Genomic DNA, 15687 nt, shown 5'->3' with positions numbered 1-15687 from the left:
GTTCGCCCCGGCGACGCTCTCCCCGTCCGAGGGCGCGTAGTCCGCGAAGAACTCGTGCCAGGCCGTGTCCACGGAGTCCGGATCGGCGAGGTAGCGCTGGTACATCTCGTCGACCAGCCACTCGTTGGGACCGAACTGAGCTGCCGGGCTACTCGTCGACACGGCTCGAAATCGCCTCAATCACGTGCGGGAATGGAAACGGACACCAGGTTAGACCCCGGCGCCCGCGCGGGTGGCGGCCCTGTTGCCCACTGCACCGGTTCATGCCACGGCAGTGCCCTCCCGGGTGACGCCCTCGCGCTCGACGAGCTCCTCGGCGTCGTCCGCGGTCGCGGCGCCGGTCCGCCAGAGCAGGGCGTACCGCCCGTCGACGGCGAGCAGCTCGTCGTGGGTCCCCTCCTCGACGATGCGCCCCCCGTGGAGCACGACGATGCGGTCGGCGCGGGCCGCGGTGGCGAGCCGGTGGGCGACGACGAAGGTCGTGCGCCGGGCGGCGACCCGGTCGCCCGCCGCCAGCACCGCGGACTCCGTGCCCGGGTCGAGCGCCGCGGTGGCCTCGTCGAGCAGCAGCAACGCCGGGTCGACCAGCTCGGCGCGGGCCAGCGCGACCAGCTGGCGCTGCCCGGCGGACAGCCCGCCGCCGCGCTCGCCGACGGGCTGGCGGAACCCGGCGGGCAGGGCGGCGACGACGTCGAGGGCCCCGACCCGCCGCGCCGCGTCCTCGATCTCGGCCGGGGAGGCGTCCGGGCGGCCGTAGGCGATGTTCGAGGCGACGTCCCCGACGAACAGGTGCGCCTCCTGCGGCACCACCCCGAGGCGGTGGCGCAGCCCCGGGAGGTCGTAGCGGCGCACGTCGATCCCGTCGACGAGCACCGACCCCGACGTCGTGTCGTAGAACCGCGCCACGAGCTTGACCACGGTCGACTTCCCGGCGCCGGTGGCCCCCACCAGGGCCACGGTGCGCCCGGCCGGGACGTGCAGGGACACGCCGGTGAGCGCGGGGGTGCCCTCGGCGCCGGGCCCTTCCCCCGTCGCTCCCCTCGCCCCGGCGTACGAGAACCCGACGTCGCGCAGCTCGACGTCGCCGCGCAGCGCACCCACGGCGACGGGGTCGGCGGGGGCGGGCACCGAGGTCGGCGTGCGCAGCAGCTCGGAGATGCGGGCCAGGCCGACGCGGGCCTGCTGGTAGCCGTCGAAGACCTGGGAGAGCTGCTGCACCGGGCCGAAGAACATCGACAGGTAGAGCAGGAACGCCACCAGGATCCCGTCCGACAGGTCGCCGCTCGCCACCCGGGCCGCGCCCACGCCGAGCACGGCGGCCTGGGCGAGGTCGGAGAGCAGGTTGGCACCGGGGAAGTAGGTGGCGATGAGCCGTTGAGCCCGCAGGCGTGCGCGGCGGTAGGCGTCGCTGTTGCTCGCGAAGTGCGCCGCGGAGCGCTCCTCGTGGGTGTGGGCCTGCGCGACCCGCAGCCCGGCGACGTTCTCCTGCAGGTCGGCGTTCACCACGCTGACCCGTTCGCGGGCCTCGGCATAGGCCACCGACGAGAGCCTCCGGAAGACCACCGTGGCCGCCAGGAGGATGGGCATGACGGCGAGCGCGACGAGGGCGAGCTCGAGGTCGGTGACGAGGAGGGCCGTGGCCACCCCGAGCACGGTGAGCAGCGCGACGACGGCCTGGGCGAGCCCGGTCTGCAGGAACGACGAGAGCGCGTCGACGTCCGTCGTCATGCGCGTCATGATCCGGCCGCCCAGCTCGCGCTCGTAGAAGTCCAGGCCGAGGCGCTGCAGGTGGGCGAAGCTGCGTACCCGCAGCAGGTAGAGCCTGCTCTCGCCGACGCGTGCGGTGAGCACGGTCTGGACGAACACGACGACCCAGTCCACGGCCACGACGCCGACGCCGATGCCGACCGCGAGCACCAGGATCGACGGCGCGTGGCCGTTGATCCCGCCGTCGACCGCGAGCCGCGCGAGCGAGGGGAACGCGATGGTGGCCAGCGCGTCGAGGGCGACCAGGCCGACCACCGCGGCGAGCGCGAGCCGCACCGGGCGGAGCAGGTGGGACAGCCGGAACCCGGGATCGGGCGCCGTCGGGTCCTCGCCGTGCAGGTCGGGGCGCTCGTCGGCGGGCGGCAGCGTGGCCAGCGCGGACTGCATCTCCTGCGACGAGACGGTGCCGTCGAGGCCCGCCGCGACCGGGTCGGGGGAGCCGCGGTCGCCGGGCGGGGCGTCGCCCGCGCCACTGAGGGCGGCCTCGGCCGGGTCGGGCCACAACGACGCCGTCGTGCCGTCGGGTCCCGGGCCCTCGGCGTCGTCGATCCGGGCCCGGGTGGGCTGCTCGATGCTCTCCCCGGGCCCGGCGAGCAGCGCGGTGAACAGCTCGCAGCGCCCGGCCAGCTCCGCGGCGGTGCCCACGTCGACGACGTGGCCCTCGTCGAGCACCGCGATCCGGTCGGCGAGCGCGAGCGTGGAGCGCCGGTGCGCGATCACCAGCGTGGTGCGCTCGGCGGTGACGGCGCGCAGCGTCTCGCCGATGGCGGCCTCGGTGGCGGCGTCGACGGCGCTGGTCGCGTCGTCGAGCAGCAGCACCCGGGGGTCGTACAGCAGGGCGCGGGCCAGGGCGACGCGTTGGCGCTGCCCGCCGGAGAGGGTGAGGCCGCGCTCGCCGACCCGGGTGTCGTAGCCGTCGGGCAGCTCGCGGACGAACTCGTCGGCCTGGGCCGCCGCGGCCGCGGCCCGGACCTGGTCGTCGGTGGCGTCGGGGGAGCCGTAGGCGATGTTGGCGCGCACCGTGTCGGAGAAGAGGAACGCCTCCTCGAACACCACCCCGACGGCGCGGCGCAGCGAGGCCAGCGACAGCTCGCGGACGTCGCGCCCGCCGACCCGCACCGACCCGCCCTGCACGTCGTAGAACCGCGGGACTAGCAGCGCGATCGTGGACTTGCCCGAGCCCGCCGTCCCGATCACCGCGAGGGTCTCGCCGGGGCGCACCGCCAGCGTGACCCCGTCGAGGACCGGCTCGCTGCGGGCGTAGCCGAACCGGACGTCGTCGAGCGCGAGGCCGACCGGGCCGCCGGGGACGGTGACGGCGTCCGGGGCGTCGACGATGTCGGGCTGGGAATCGATGAGCTCGTAGACCCGCTCGACGCCCGCGCGGGCGAGCTGACCGGTGACGACGACCGCGGCCACCATCCGGGCGGGGGCGATGAGCGCGGCGATGTAGGTGGTGAAGGCGAGGAAGGTCCCGATGGTGATCTGCCCGGAGAGCGCCATCGCGCCGCCGAGGGCGAACACCACGAGCTGGCCGACGGTCGGCAGGGCCGAGAGCGTCGGGGTGAGCCGCGCGGTCAGCCGGGCCGCGCGCAGCCGCTCGCCGTAGAGCCGGCCCGCGACGCCGGCCAGCCGGGCCGTCTCGCGCTCCTCCTGCCCGAAGCCCTTCACCACGCGGACGCCCGTGACGGTCTCCTCGACCCCCTGGGCGACCTCGGCCGCGCGCTGCTGCGCCGCCCACGTCGCCGGGAAGAGCCGCCGTCGCATCACCGTCGTGAACACCAGCGCCACCGGCAGCGTGATCAGCGCGACGACCGTGAGCAGTGGCGAGAGCCACGCCATGATCGCGACGGACACGGCGACCTGGGCGAGCGTGCCGACCGAGTACGGGACCATCCCGAGCAGGCCCTGGACCTGCTGGAGGTCCGAGTTCGCGCGGGAGACCACCTGCCCGGTGCGCAGCGCGTCCTGCCGCGGCCCGTCGAGGCGGGAGATCGACCCGAAGACCCGGCGTCGCAGGTCGTGCTGCACCGACAGCGAGAGCCTGCCCCCGAGGTAGCGGCGCAGGAACGCCATCGCGAACTTCACGAGCGCGAGGCCGGCGACGGCCGCGACGATCGCCGTGAGCCCCTCGGTGGAGCCGCGGACGGCCCGGTCGACCGCCACCGCCACCAGCAGCGGGCCGACGGACTCCAGGCCCACGCCGAGCGTCGAGGCGCCCACGGATGCGACCGTGAGGGCGCGGTGGCGCCAGCAGTCGAGGGAGAGCCGGCGGACCCACCCGCGCTCCGGGTCCTCGGGGCGGGTGCGGCCGGCGTCGGTGGCCGCGTCCTGGGGGTGTGCGGGGTCCTTCGGGGTGGGGGCCTCGAGCGAGGCGGGGTCGGGCACGCGATCCAGGCTATGTCCGCCCCCCGACTGTGTCCTTCCGACGGATCCGTGGTGGAATACCGCCGTGAACCGCCGCGAGGAGCTCGACCCGTTCTGGGTGGGCCGTCGTGCGCATGTGTTCGACCAGCACTGTCGCTGACGACGAGTCCCCGTTCCCCGTGCGCGGCCAGGTGCCCCGGGGAGCGTCTCCCGGCCGCTCGCGGCCGATCGTCACCCGAGGATTCGTCCCGCCATGACCTCCGCCGTCGCGCGCAGCGACGCACGCCCCGACGCCCCCGCCACGCTCCCCTTCCTGCCCCGCACCCTCCACGGTGACCGCCGCCGTTGGCATGACGGCCCGACGCCGGTCAGCCTCTCCGACCTCACCGCGATCACCCGCCAGGTCGCCGCGGAGGTGGTCGCCGGGATGCACGAGGTCCGGGTCGACCACACCCACCGCTGGTCGAGGCGCCTGCACGCCGACCCGCACCTCGACGTCTGGCTGATCAGCTGGGCCACCGAGCAGGCCGCCGAGCTGCACGACCACGGTGGCTCGATCGGCGCCCTCACCGTGGTGCGGGGCGAGCTGACCGAGTGGCGCTGGACCTCCGGCCGCACCGAGGACCACGAGGTCACCCCCGAGGAGCTCGCCGCGTCCGGACCCGGGCTGCGGCGGCGCACGCTCGGGGTCTCGTCGGGAGCGGCCTTCCCACTGGGGCACGTCCACGACGTGTCCAACCGGCGCCCCACGCCTGCCGTGAGCGTGCACGCCTACTCGCCGCCGCTGTCGACGATGTCCTACTACGACGTCGACCGGGGCACGCTGACCCGCACCCGCTCCGAGCTGGTGGAGCGGGGGGCGTCGCCGGAGGGGGGAGAGGTCCTCCGGTGACGACGATCGCCGACGTGCTCGCCGCGGCGCGGGCCCGCCTGACCCGGCTCGAGCCGGCGGAGGCGGCCGCCGCGGCGCGCGACGGCGCGCGGCTGGTCGACATCCGTCCCGGCTGGCAGCGGCTGGCCGAGGGCACCGTGCCGGACGCGGTGGTGATCGAGCGCAACCACCTGGAGTGGCGCCTCGACCCGGCATCGGACGCGCGCATCCCCGATGCGCGTGACCACGACGTGGCCTGGGTGGTGCTCTGCTCGGAGGGCTACACCTCCTCGCTGGCCGCCGCGGCGCTGCAGGACCTGGGCATCCACCACGCCACCGACGTCGTCGGCGGGTTCCGGGCCTGGGCGGCGGCCGGCCTGCCCACCGCGCCGGGGTCGGACGCCCCGCCGGACTACGCGCGGGGGCATTGACGGCGCCACCCACTCATGCGCCCGGACCGGCCCCGTGCAATCGGCGATTCCGCTCACCCGGCCGCGCGCCTAACCTCGACCCATGACGCGCGGGCCCGAGACGTGGATCACCGAACTGACGCCGCTGTCGTTCCTGCACCGCTCGGCGGGGGTCTACCCGGACAAGACCGCGATCGTGCACGGCACCACGCGGTGGACCTACGCCGAGTTCGCCCGTGACGCCCAACGGCTGGCGCGCGGGCTGCGGGCGTCCGGTGTGCAGCCCGGCGACCGCGTCGCCTGCCTGCTGCCCAACGTGCCGGCGATGCTGCACGCCCACTTCGGGGTGCCGCTGGCGGGCGCGGTCCTGGTCGCGGTGAACACCCGGCTCTCGGCCGAGGAGGTCCGCTACATCCTCGACCACTCCGGCGCGACGGTCCTGGTCGTCGACTCCGCGCTGCTGGGCGCGGTCGACCCGATCCGGGAGAGCCTCGAGACCGTCCGCGAGATCGTGGTCCACGTCGACGCGGAGGGTCCCGACGCCGGGTCAGGTCCGGATGGCTACGGAGAGCTGCTCTCCCGTGGAGACGCCGGCGACGACCTCCCGTGGGCCGTCGACGACGAGCGCGGCACGATCTCGATCAACTACACGTCGGGCACCACCGGCAAGCCCAAGGGCGTGCAGTACCACCACCGCGGCGCGTACCTGAACTCCCTCGGCGAGATCATCCAGAGCTACCACGACCCGGCGTCGGTCTACCTGTGGACGCTCCCGATGTTCCACTGCAACGGCTGGTGCACGCCGTGGGGCATCACGGCGATCGGCGGCACCCACGTGTGCCTGCGGGAGGTGCGCGGCGACCTCATCTGGGCGCTGATCGACGAGCATCGCGTCACCCACCTCAACGGCGCCCCGACCGTCGTCACGACGATCATGAACGCGCCCGAGGCCCGGACGCTGGACTACGCGTTGGTCGTGACGACCGCGGGCGCCCCGCCGAGCCCGACGACGATCCTCGAGATGGAGCGGAGGGGCTTCCGCATCGTCCACGTGTACGGGCTCACCGAGACCTACGGCCCGTACACCGTCTGCCAGTGGCAGGAGGCGTGGGCTGCGCTGGCCGACACCGAGCGGGCCCGGCTGCAGTCCCGCCAGGGCGTCGGCATGATCCAGACCGATGCCGTGCGCATCGTCGAGGTGCTCGACGACGCCGTGGAGGACTGGGCGTCCGTCGAGCTGGTCGACGTGCCCGCCGACGGCACGACCATGGGCGAGATCGTCATGCACGGCAACAACGTCATGTCGGGCTACTACCGCGACCCGGACGCGACCGCGAAGGCCTTCGCCGGCGGCTGGTACCACTCCGGTGACCTGGGCGTCATGCACCCCGACGGCTACGTCGAGCTCCGCGACCGGGCCAAGGACGTGATCATCTCCGGCGGCGAGAACATCTCGACGGTCGAGGTGGAGCAGGCCGTGCTCTCGTACCCGGCCGTGCTCGAGGCCGCCGTCGTCGGGGTCCCCGACGAGCGCTGGGGCGAGCGCCCGAAGGCGTTCGTCATCCTGCGGCAAGGACACTCCGCCGAGCCCGAGGACATCATCTCCCACGTCAAGACCGCCATCGCGCGGTACAAGGCGCCCCGCGACGTCGAGGTCGTCGCCGAGCTCCCGAAGACCTCCACCGGAAAGATCCAGAAGTTCGAGCTCCGGGCCAAGGAGTGGGGCGGACAGGAACGGCGCATCCAGGGGTAGCGCTCGTGGTCACGGACCGGTAACGATGGCCGCCGCTGAGCCGATAGGACCACTGATGAGCCTTCCGACTGATCCGTTCGCCGCTCCGTCCAGCGGCCCGTTGGCCCTCGAGCTGGCGCGTGCCGAGGACCACGCGGCCGCGGCGGCGCCCCGCAGGCGCCGCTACGCGCTGGCTGCGGCCACCGGGACCGTCGCCCTCGGCGCCGCCGCGGTCGGCCTGTCGCTCGGCACCGGCACCGGCCAGGAGGTCACCTCCACCGCCGCGTCGCTGGCCCCGGCCGCGGGGGCCGCCGCGACCCTGGCCCCGCCCGTCGTCGGCGCGCCGATCGTGCCGCAGGACCCGACGCCGCCGGTCGTGACGACGACGCCGAGCCCGGCCGCCCAGGCGGCCGCCGAGACCCCGCCGTCGACGACGCGGAGCCGTCCCGCCACCCGCACGGTGTCCGACCGTGAGCGCCAGGTCCGCGCCTACGCCGCGGCCGTGCGGTCCCGGGCCGCGCAGATGCGGGCCTGGGAACAGGCCTACGCGAAGGCCTACGAGCGCGCGACGGTCGCCCGCGCGCACGGCGCCCAGGGTCACGGTCACGCGCGCGGGCACCACCACTGAGGGCGCTGTGAGCCCCTGACCTGCGCGACGCTTGGCTCGACCCGCTGCGGGGAACGCCCCGACGACCGTGCACCATGCACCCACGCGACCGGGCCGCGTCGTCGGCCCGTCGAGGCAGGACAGGAGCCACCACCCGTGAGCGAGCAGTTCGCCGAGCAGGCCGAAGCCGTCGTCGACAACGACACGAGCGCCCTGGACGCGGAGCCGTCACTGGTCCTCGACGAGGACCGGCTGGGTGCGGACCCGCTCGAGGACGGTATGGACACCGCCGAGGGCTACAGCCGGGACGTGCGGCTGGGCGGGACGCAGGACGCCGAGGACCAGGACACCCTGGCGTACCGCATCCCGCAGGAGGAGCCGGACGTCACGGCCGAGGAGCCGCCCGACCGGCCGGTCGCCGCGACCCCCGCGATGGACCTCGACGAGTCCGTCGACGATCCCGCCAACTCCGTCGACGGCGTCGGTGACGTCGGCCGCACCGGAACTCCCCTGGCCGACCCTCTCGACCCGGAGGGTGCCGTCGAGGCCCAGCTGATGACCGAGGGCGACGGCGAGATCGAGGTCGGGCTGTCCTCCGAGGACGGCGCCGCCGAGCCGACCGGGCGCCCGGCCGACGACCGCTACGGCGAGGCCGCGCGGGTCGACGGCGAGTGGTCCACCGAGGGCGCCGAGCAGGCGGCCATGCACGTGGAGCAGGAGAGCTGACCCTGCGCACCGTCCCGCCCGTCCTGCGCGACCGCCGCCTCCTGCTGGGGGCGGCGGCGGTGGTGCTGGCGCTCGTCGTGTTCGCCCTCGGCGCGCTGGTCGGGGGCTGGCGGCCGTTCTCCACCGACCCGGACGTCTTCACCTACGGACCGGGCGGGGACCTGGCCGACTTCTCGCTCTTCGACGGCCAGTGCGCAGGCGGGACGCTCGGGGACGGCGCGACCTACTCGAGCGGCGCCAACACGCCGTGCGGGGATCCGCACGACGTCGAGGTGGTCGGTTCGACCACGCCGCTCAACGAGAGCAGGCAGGTCTCGTACCCCGGCGAGGACGCCATGGCCGCGTTCGGTCGCTCGTTCTGCGCCATGGTGGCCGCCTCGGGCCAGGTGGCGCCCACCGCGAGCGGGGTGGACCGTTCCGACCTCCGGGTCGCCGCGATCGTCCCGGACGAGGCCGCCTTCGATGCTCCGAACGGAGCGGGCTCTGGGTCGTCCGGCGGACGCCTCGTGTCCTGCCTCATCACCCGTTCGGACGGACAGAAGCTCACCGATCGCTTTTCGGTCATCTGACCGTTCCGCTGAGTGAAGTCGGTCTTGCCCGGATCGAGTGTGACGCGCACCATTCCAAGGCATGGCGACCACTGCGGGGGCTCCTGACCTGTCCGATCCGGCGATCCGACGCCGCCTCAAGAGACGGGCCGTCGTCGCGAGCACGGTCGGGACCACGATCGAGTGGTACGACTTCTTCCTCTACAACACCGCGGCCGCCCTGGTCTTCGGCCCGCTGTTCTTCAACAACTCCGAGGCGGGCGGGATCCTGCTCGCGTTCTCGACGCAGTTCGTCGGGTTCGCCGCCCGGCCCTTCGGCGCCGCGATCTTCGGTCACTACGGCGACCGGATCGGGCGCAAGTACTCCCTGATCGCGACGCTGCTGATCATGGGCGGCGCGACGGTGCTGATCGGCGTGCTGCCGACCTTCGCCACCATCGGCATCTGGGCACCGATCCTGCTGACGCTCCTGCGGGTACTGCAGGGCATCGGGGTCGGCGGCGAGTGGGGCGGCTCGGTGCTCATGTCGATGGAGTGGGGCACCCGCAAGCAACGGGGGCTCATGGCGGCCTGGCCGCAGATGGGCGTGCCGATCGGCCTGGCCCTCGGCACCGCCGTCGTCTACTTCTTCTCCGGGCCCGGTTTCCTGGCCGGCGGGTGGCGCTGGCCGTTCATCGCCTCGATCCTGCTGATCGGCATCGGCCTGTTCGTGCGGCTGACCGTGCTGGAGTCGCCGGCGTTCGCCGCGCTGCGCACCCGGGGCGCCGTCGTGAAGATGCCGCTGGTCGACACGCTGCGCGACCAGTGGCGTGACGTGCTCAAGGCGATGTTCGTGCGCACCGCCGAGCAGGCGCCGTTCTACCTGTTCACCTCGTTCGTGCTCGTCTACGGCACCAAGCAGCTGAAGCTGGCCCAGACGGACCTGCTGCTCTACCTGATCGTCGCCGCCCTGATCGGCATCGTCTCCGTGCCGTTCTTCGGCTGGCTCTCCGACCGCCTGGGCCGCCGCCTGGTCTACGGCGCCGGAGTGGTGCTCACCGGGCTCTACGCTTTCCCGTACTTCCTGCTGCTCGACACCCGGGTCGGCGGCCTGGTGGTCCTCGGGATGATCCTGGGCCTGGTCTTCCACGACATGATGTACGGCCCCCAGGCAGCGCTGATCTCCGAGAGCTTCGGCACCGGGGTGCGCTACACCGGGGCGGGTCTGGGCTACCAGCTCGCGTCGGTCATCGCGGGCGGACCGGCGCCGCTGATCGCCGCCGCGATCCTCGCCGCGACCGGGAACTACTTCTGGATCGCGATCTACATCATCGGCTGCGCGGTCGTGTCGCTGATCGCGCTCTCGCTCATGCACCCCCGACCGCCGGACGAGGACGACGAGCACTCCGAGGAGCACGTGCCGGTCCCGGTGGTCGCGGGCGAGTCGGCGCGGGTCGCGGGGGACGGGCCGGTGGCGCAGACCTGAGCGCCGGACTGGGATCCTGGGGGCGATGACCCGGCCGTCGATCCGCCCCCTGACTCCTGACGCCCTGCTCGACGAGCTCGCCGAGGAGATCCACGCTCGGCCGGTCCCGGGCGGGGGTTCGGCGAGGGTGCTGCTCGACGGCGCGGCCGCGGCACGGCCCGACCGCTGGGCCGACGGTCTCGTCGACCGGCTGCAGGCGCTGTCCAGGGCGGTGCTGCGGGTGTCCGCGTGGGACTTCCTGCGCCCGGCGTCGGTGCGGTTGGAGCGCGGGCGCACCGACCCGGACGCCTTCTACGACGACTGGCTCGACGCGGGCGCGCTCGTGCGCGAGGTGCTCGCGCCCGCGGGCGCCGGGAATCCGGTGCTGCCACGGCTGTGGGACGTCGAGACCGACCGCGCGGTCCGCGCCGCCCGGGTGGAGCTCGCGCCGGGCGGGGTCGTGCTCGTCGACGGCCCGCTGCTGCTCGGGCGGGGTCTGCCCGCGGAGATGGAGATCCACGTGTCGCTCTCCGCCGCCGCGCTCGCGCGGAACACCCCGGAGGCCGAGGCGTGGACGCTGGCCGCGTACGCGCGCTACGCCGCGGAGGTCGACCCGGCGGCGTTCGCCGACCTCGTCGTGCTCGCCGACCACCCCGACCGGCCCGCCCTGCAGGCCCGCTGACGCCGGTTCACGACTCGGCCGTGACCTCGCCGTCCCGGGCGTCCTCGCGCTCCCGCTCGAGCGCCTCGACGACCCGCTCGGCCCGCGCGCGCAGCACCAACGACGCGACACCGGTGATCAGCAGGACCGCCTGCGCCGCACCGAACAGCCACCCCCACACACCGGTGGGGTAGTCCTCGTGGCTCGACCCGGTGGCCACCAGCCAGCCGGCGAGCCAGAGGTACGCGGAGCCCTGCAGCGGGCGGTTCAACCGCCGGCTGGCCCACCCGGCCGCATAGCGGCGCAGCTCCACGGGGCCGGGACGGCCCGCCCAGAGCTCGCGGCGCAGCGGCCATCGGGCGGACCGCTCGACGTCGATGAGCCCGAGGTTCGCCGGCGGGTCCGCTCGCGTCGCCCGGAGCAACGGGATCGCCGTGACGACCCCGATCGCCATGAACGCGACGGTGAGGGTGCTGCGGACGGGTGCGATCTGCCAGTCCACGAGGAAACCGAGAGCGTACGCAATCAGGAGCACGGGTGCGACCAAGGCCAGGACCGCCCAGGTCGTCTCGCGCCGCGTCGGGGGTCGTCGCAGCATCGGAAGGCACCTCCTGCGAACCGGGCGCCCGGCCGAGGGGATCCCGGTCGGCGCCGGCCCGCGCCGACGTGGCCCCATATCGTGCCGTCTTTGTCGGATCTTCGCGAGTCAGACATCCTCGCGGGGTGAACGAGGCCCGCGACGTCGCACTGCATGATCTGTGGGCCCGGCTCGACGCCCCCGGTCCGCCGCCGCACCCCATCGGCCGCGGCGACTCCACCGGCCTCGCCTCGCCGTTGCCCGTCGACGCGCTGGCGCACGCCTCGGTCGCCTCCGCGGCCGGGGCGGCGGCCCTGCTGCGGGGCGGCGGCGAGGTCGAGGTCGACGCGGCCCGGGTCGGCAGCTCCTTCCGCGCGGATCAGCTGCTGCGGATCCACGGCGAGGCGTCGGGCGGGTTCGCGCCGTTGTCGGGGTTCTGGCGCGCGGGCCGGGGCGAGCGGAGCGACGGGGGATCCGTCAGGGGCGAGCGGAGCGACGGGGGATCTCTCAGAGGCGGCGGCTGGGTCCGCACCCACGCGAACTACCCGCACCACCGGGCCCGCCTCCTGGCCGCCCTGGGCCTGCCCGACGACTCCGGCCCGGACGAGCTGACGGCCGCCCTCGCCACCCGCTCGGCCCTGGAGGTCGAGGACGCCGTCACCGCGGCAGGCGGCATCGCGGTCGCGGTGCGCGACCGCACCACGTGGTCGTCGTCGGGACCCGGCCGCGCCGTCGCGGGGGAGCCGCTGGTGACGGTGCGCCGTGCCGGTGGACCGGGGCCCGCCGTCGGCGACCGGTTCCGCGTGCTCGACCTGACCCGCGTCATCGCCGGGCCCGTGGCCACCCGCACGCTCGCGCTGGCGGGTGCGGACGTGCTGCGCGTCGATCCGCCGCACCTGGCCGAGATCCCCGCGCAGCACGCCGACACCGGCCTCGGCAAGCGCACGACGATCCTCGACGCCGCCGACCCGCGGCTGCGCGCGCTCGCCGACACGGCCGACGTCGTCGTCACCGGCTACCGCCCCGGCGCCCTCGACCGGTTCGGTCTCGCCCCCGAGGACCTGCTCGAGCGCCGTCCCGATCTCGTCGTGGTCCGGCTCGACGCCTGGGGCTGGACGGGCCCGTGGGCCGGGCGGCGCGGCTTCGACAGCATCGAGCAGGCGGCGTCCGGGATCGCCGTCGCCTGCGCCGACCCCACGCGCGAGGACGGGCGCCCCGGCGCGCTGCCGGCCCAGGCGTTGGACCACGCGACCGGCTACCTGGCGGCGGCCTCCGCGCTCCTGGGGCTGGCGGAGCGGTCCGAGCGGGGCGGCTCGGTGCGCGACCTGGCGCTGGCGCGCACGGCGGAGTGGCTCTGGTCGGGGCCGGTCGGCGGGCTCGACGACGCGAATCGGGTGCCGGCCGTCGAGCCGCTGCGGCAGTCGGTCGGCGCGGTCGAGGTGCCGCCGCCTGCCGTCGTCATGCCGGGCGGGCCGGCGTCGTGGGCCGCTCCGGCGCACCGGCTCGGGACCGACGAGCCGGCGTGGGCGCCGCGCTGACGATGTGGAGTCACTGACGTCCGACGTCAGCCATGCCGCATCGCTGACAACCCCGGGACCTACCGCCGCGCGGCCTTCTTCTCCGCCCGCACGATGTTCATGACCGCCTGGATCAGCCCGAGGTGCGTGAACGCCTGCGGGAAGTTGCCGAGGTGCCGCCCGGAGTGCGGGTCGATCTCCTCGGCGTAGAGGTGCAGCGAGGACGCCGAGGCGAGCAGCTTCTCGCAGAGCGCGGTCGCCCGGCCGACCTCACCGATCACCGCGAGCGCGGACACCAGCGCGAACGAGCAGATCGTGAACGTGCCCTCCTCGCCCTGCAGGCCGTCGTCGGTGTCCTCGACGAGGTAGCGGAGCACGAGGTCGTCCTGGGTGAGCTCGTCCGCGATCGCGAGCACGGTGGCCCGGCACCGGGGGTCGTCGGGCGCGAGGAACCCGACGATCGGCATGAGCAGCAGCGAGGCGTCCAGCCCCGTCGTCGCGTAGTGCTGGCAGAGGACCCCGCGGGAGTCGACGGCGTGGGCGAGGACGTCGTCCCGGATCTCCTGGGCGGCCCGCGACCACCGGTCCTCGCGCTTGGCGTCGCCCCGCAGCGCGGCGAGTCGCGCGCCGCGGTCGGCGGCGAGCCAGCACGCGATCTTCGACGTGGTGAAGTGCTGCGGCTCGCCGCGCACCTCCCACGGCCCGCGGTCGGGTCCTCGCCAGTGCTCCAGGGCCGCCTCGACCTGGGTGATGACGATCGACCACAGCCGGTCGTCGAGCCGGTCCCGGCTGCGGACGTACTGGTAGATCGCCCCGACCGCGGCGCCCCAGACGTCGTGCTGGGCCTGGTCGTAGGCGCCGTTGCCGATGCGCACCGGGTAGGCGCCCTCGTAGCCGTCGAGATGACCGAGGATCTCCTCCTCGAGCGTCGAGCGGCCGTCGACGCCGTACATGATCTGCAGGTGCCCGGCCGCGGCCTCCGCCGCCTCGGCGACGAAGTAGAAGAAGTCGTTGGCCTCCCAGTCGAAGCCCAGGGCGTAGAGCGCCCAGAGCGCGAGCGCCGAGTCGCGGATCCAGGAGTAGCGGTAGTCCCAGTTGCGCTCGCCGCCGGGGGTCTCGGGCAACGACGTCGTGGCCGCGGCGGCGATCGCGCCGGTCGGGGCGAACGTGAGGCCCTTCAACGTCAGCGCCGATCGCTGCAGGTAGGGCAGCCAGCGGTGATCGGGGAAGTCACCGCGGTCGAGCCAGTGCCGCCAGTGGTGCTCGGTCCAGGTCAGCCGGTCGAGGGCTTCGTCGACCGTCGCCGGGGGTGCGTGCTCGCTCCACGAGAGCGCCACGTAGCGCCACTCGCCTTCCTTGATCAGCGTCCGGGAGGTCGCGTGGGTGCCCTCGAACCCGACGTTGGTGTCGGTGGTGAGCAGCAGGTCGGGGGCTCCGGGACCCCCGACCGCGCGCGCGGTCCGGTACCCCTCCTCGGGGTAGGTCCACGTCGCGGGCGTCCGCCCGTAGTCGAAGACCGGCGCGCACTCCATGCGCAGCTGCACCTGCCCCGACAGACAGCGCGCCACGCGCAGCAGCACGTGGTCGGCGTCGTAGTCGGTCGGTGCGCGCATGTGCGAGCCGGACCGCTCGCCCTCGTGGTGCCACGGGCCCATGAGGAGCACGTCGAGCACCTGCAGCCAGCCGGTCCGGGTGCACCACGTCGTCTCGAGCACCATCGTGCCGGGGACGTACCGGCGGGACGCGGGAACGTCCATGCCGTCGGGGTGGAGCCGGAACGTGCCGGCGTCCCGGTCCAGCACCGCGCCGAAGACGCTCGGGGAGTCCATCCGCGGCAGGCAGAGCCACTCGACGGCGCCGTTCGGCGCGACCAGCGCGGTGGTCTCGCAGTCGGAGAGGAACCCGTAGTCGGCGATCGGCGGGAAGGGGCTCGCGACGAGGCCGGGGACGTGGCCGGTACGAGCCACCGGGTCGCGAGGGGCCGCGTCGAGGTCCGTGTGCTGCGCAGTCACGGTCGGCGATGCTCCCCTACGCCCGTGGCGGGCAGGTTCCGGGTCCGCGACATCGCGTCGACGCCCGCGGTTAGCGTGACCCGCATGGTCGTCCGCATCGCCCCCGTGATCACGCAGGAGGCCCACGACGTCGACCCGGTGCGGGTCGAGGTCGTCGGCGCCGACGACGTGACCCCGCGGATGCGACGGGTCCGGTTCCGGGCCACGACGACGGGCGCGCTCGCCGGACTCCCGGTCTCCGGGCCGACCGACCACGCCAAGCTCTTCTTCCCCCTCGATCCCGGGGGTGAGCCCGACCGCCCGGAGATCGGGCCGCGCGGGCTCCTCGCCCCGCCGCCCGGTCGGCCCCGGCCCTACCGCGAGTACACCGTGCGGGCGCTCGACGGCGACGAGATCGAGATCGACATGGTCCGCCACGGCGCCGGGCTCGCGGGCCGCTGGATCGAGG

14 protein-coding genes are annotated in these 15687 nt (G+C 74.4%); 10 read left to right on the top strand and 4 right to left on the bottom strand.

Going from position 1 to position 15687, the window contains the following annotated elements; genetic code table 11:
• Both VGI02_RS29120 and VGI02_RS12270 read right to left on the bottom strand, forming a co-directional pair.
• Positions 1–162, bottom strand: a 162-nt coding sequence (locus VGI02_RS29120) for a 2-oxoglutarate dehydrogenase E1 subunit family protein (protein WP_414638248.1), incomplete at its 3' end; no start/stop codon positions are given.
• A 99-nt stretch (positions 163–261) separates the two neighbouring features.
• Positions 262–4155: an ABC transporter ATP-binding protein gene (locus VGI02_RS12270; protein ID WP_414638247.1), complete on the bottom strand. Its 3894-nt coding sequence runs from the start codon at positions 4153–4155 to the stop codon at positions 262–264.
• A 232-nt stretch (positions 4156–4387) separates the two neighbouring features.
• Between VGI02_RS12270 and VGI02_RS12265 the strand changes: the two genes are divergently transcribed.
• The 8 genes from VGI02_RS12265 to VGI02_RS12230 all read left to right on the top strand — a co-directional run bounded on the left by VGI02_RS12265 (position 4388) and on the right by VGI02_RS12230 (position 11154).
• Entirely contained in the window at positions 4388–5026 is a 639-nt protein-coding gene (locus VGI02_RS12265; protein WP_331627652.1) for a cysteine dioxygenase, read from the top strand.
• The gene (locus VGI02_RS12260; RefSeq protein ID WP_331627651.1) at positions 5023–5436 is read left to right on the top strand and encodes a rhodanese-like domain-containing protein; all 414 of its coding nucleotides are present in this window, start codon (positions 5023–5025) and stop codon (positions 5434–5436) included. The genes VGI02_RS12265 and VGI02_RS12260 overlap by 4 nt, the downstream gene beginning before the upstream one ends.
• A gap of 82 nt (positions 5437–5518) precedes the next feature.
• The gene (locus VGI02_RS12255) at positions 5519–7168 is read left to right on the top strand and encodes an acyl--CoA ligase family protein (RefSeq protein ID WP_331627650.1); all 1650 of its coding nucleotides are present in this window, start codon (positions 5519–5521) and stop codon (positions 7166–7168) included.
• A 55-nt stretch (positions 7169–7223) separates the two neighbouring features.
• Positions 7224–7775 carry a hypothetical protein gene (locus VGI02_RS12250; protein WP_331627648.1) on the top strand — a complete coding sequence of 184 codons (552 nt, stop codon included), beginning with the start codon at positions 7224–7226 and terminating at the stop codon, positions 7773–7775.
• Positions 7776–7910: 135 nt separating this feature from the next.
• Positions 7911–8480, top strand: a complete 570-nt coding sequence (locus tag VGI02_RS12245) for a hypothetical protein (protein ID WP_331627647.1) — start codon at positions 7911–7913, stop codon at positions 8478–8480.
• A 59-nt stretch (positions 8481–8539) separates the two neighbouring features.
• Positions 8540–9049 carry a hypothetical protein gene (locus VGI02_RS12240; RefSeq protein WP_331627646.1) on the top strand — a complete coding sequence of 170 codons (510 nt, stop codon included), beginning with the start codon at positions 8540–8542 and terminating at the stop codon, positions 9047–9049.
• A gap of 61 nt (positions 9050–9110) precedes the next feature.
• Positions 9111–10493, top strand: coding sequence for an MFS transporter (locus tag VGI02_RS12235; RefSeq protein ID WP_331627645.1), 1383 nt, complete (start codon positions 9111–9113; stop codon positions 10491–10493).
• A 25-nt stretch (positions 10494–10518) separates the two neighbouring features.
• The gene (locus VGI02_RS12230; RefSeq protein ID WP_331627644.1) at positions 10519–11154 is read left to right on the top strand and encodes a nucleoside/nucleotide kinase family protein; all 636 of its coding nucleotides are present in this window, start codon (positions 10519–10521) and stop codon (positions 11152–11154) included.
• A gap of 7 nt (positions 11155–11161) precedes the next feature.
• On the opposite strand, the gene VGI02_RS12225 is transcribed toward VGI02_RS12230, so the two are convergent.
• Positions 11162–11731 carry a hypothetical protein gene (locus tag VGI02_RS12225; RefSeq protein ID WP_331627642.1) on the bottom strand — a complete coding sequence of 190 codons (570 nt, stop codon included), beginning with the start codon at positions 11729–11731 and terminating at the stop codon, positions 11162–11164.
• A 125-nt stretch (positions 11732–11856) separates the two neighbouring features.
• Here VGI02_RS12225 and VGI02_RS12220 point away from each other — a divergent pair, with 125 nt between their 5' ends.
• Positions 11857–13248 (top strand): CoA transferase, encoded by a 1392-nt coding sequence (locus VGI02_RS12220; RefSeq protein ID WP_331627640.1) that lies wholly within the window; start codon positions 11857–11859, stop codon positions 13246–13248.
• Between the two features lie 59 nt (positions 13249–13307).
• Here VGI02_RS12220 and VGI02_RS12215 read toward each other — a convergent pair whose 3' ends face one another.
• On the bottom strand, positions 13308–15239 hold the full coding sequence (locus VGI02_RS12215) for a glycoside hydrolase family 15 protein (RefSeq protein ID WP_331627639.1): 1932 nt from the start codon (positions 15237–15239) through the stop codon (positions 13308–13310).
• An 84-nt stretch (positions 15240–15323) separates the two neighbouring features.
• Between VGI02_RS12215 and VGI02_RS12210 the strand changes: the two genes are divergently transcribed.
• Positions 15324–15687: siderophore-interacting protein (locus VGI02_RS12210; RefSeq protein ID WP_331627638.1), on the top strand; the 364-nt coding region annotated here is incomplete at its 3' end.

Origin of the sequence: Actinomycetospora sp. (assembly GCF_036497245.1) — a bacterium.
Classification (GTDB): domain Bacteria; phylum Actinomycetota; class Actinomycetes; order Mycobacteriales; family Pseudonocardiaceae; genus Actinomycetospora.
The sequence above is the reverse complement of the archived record's forward strand: the minus strand, read 5'-3'. Positions and strand labels throughout refer to the sequence as shown.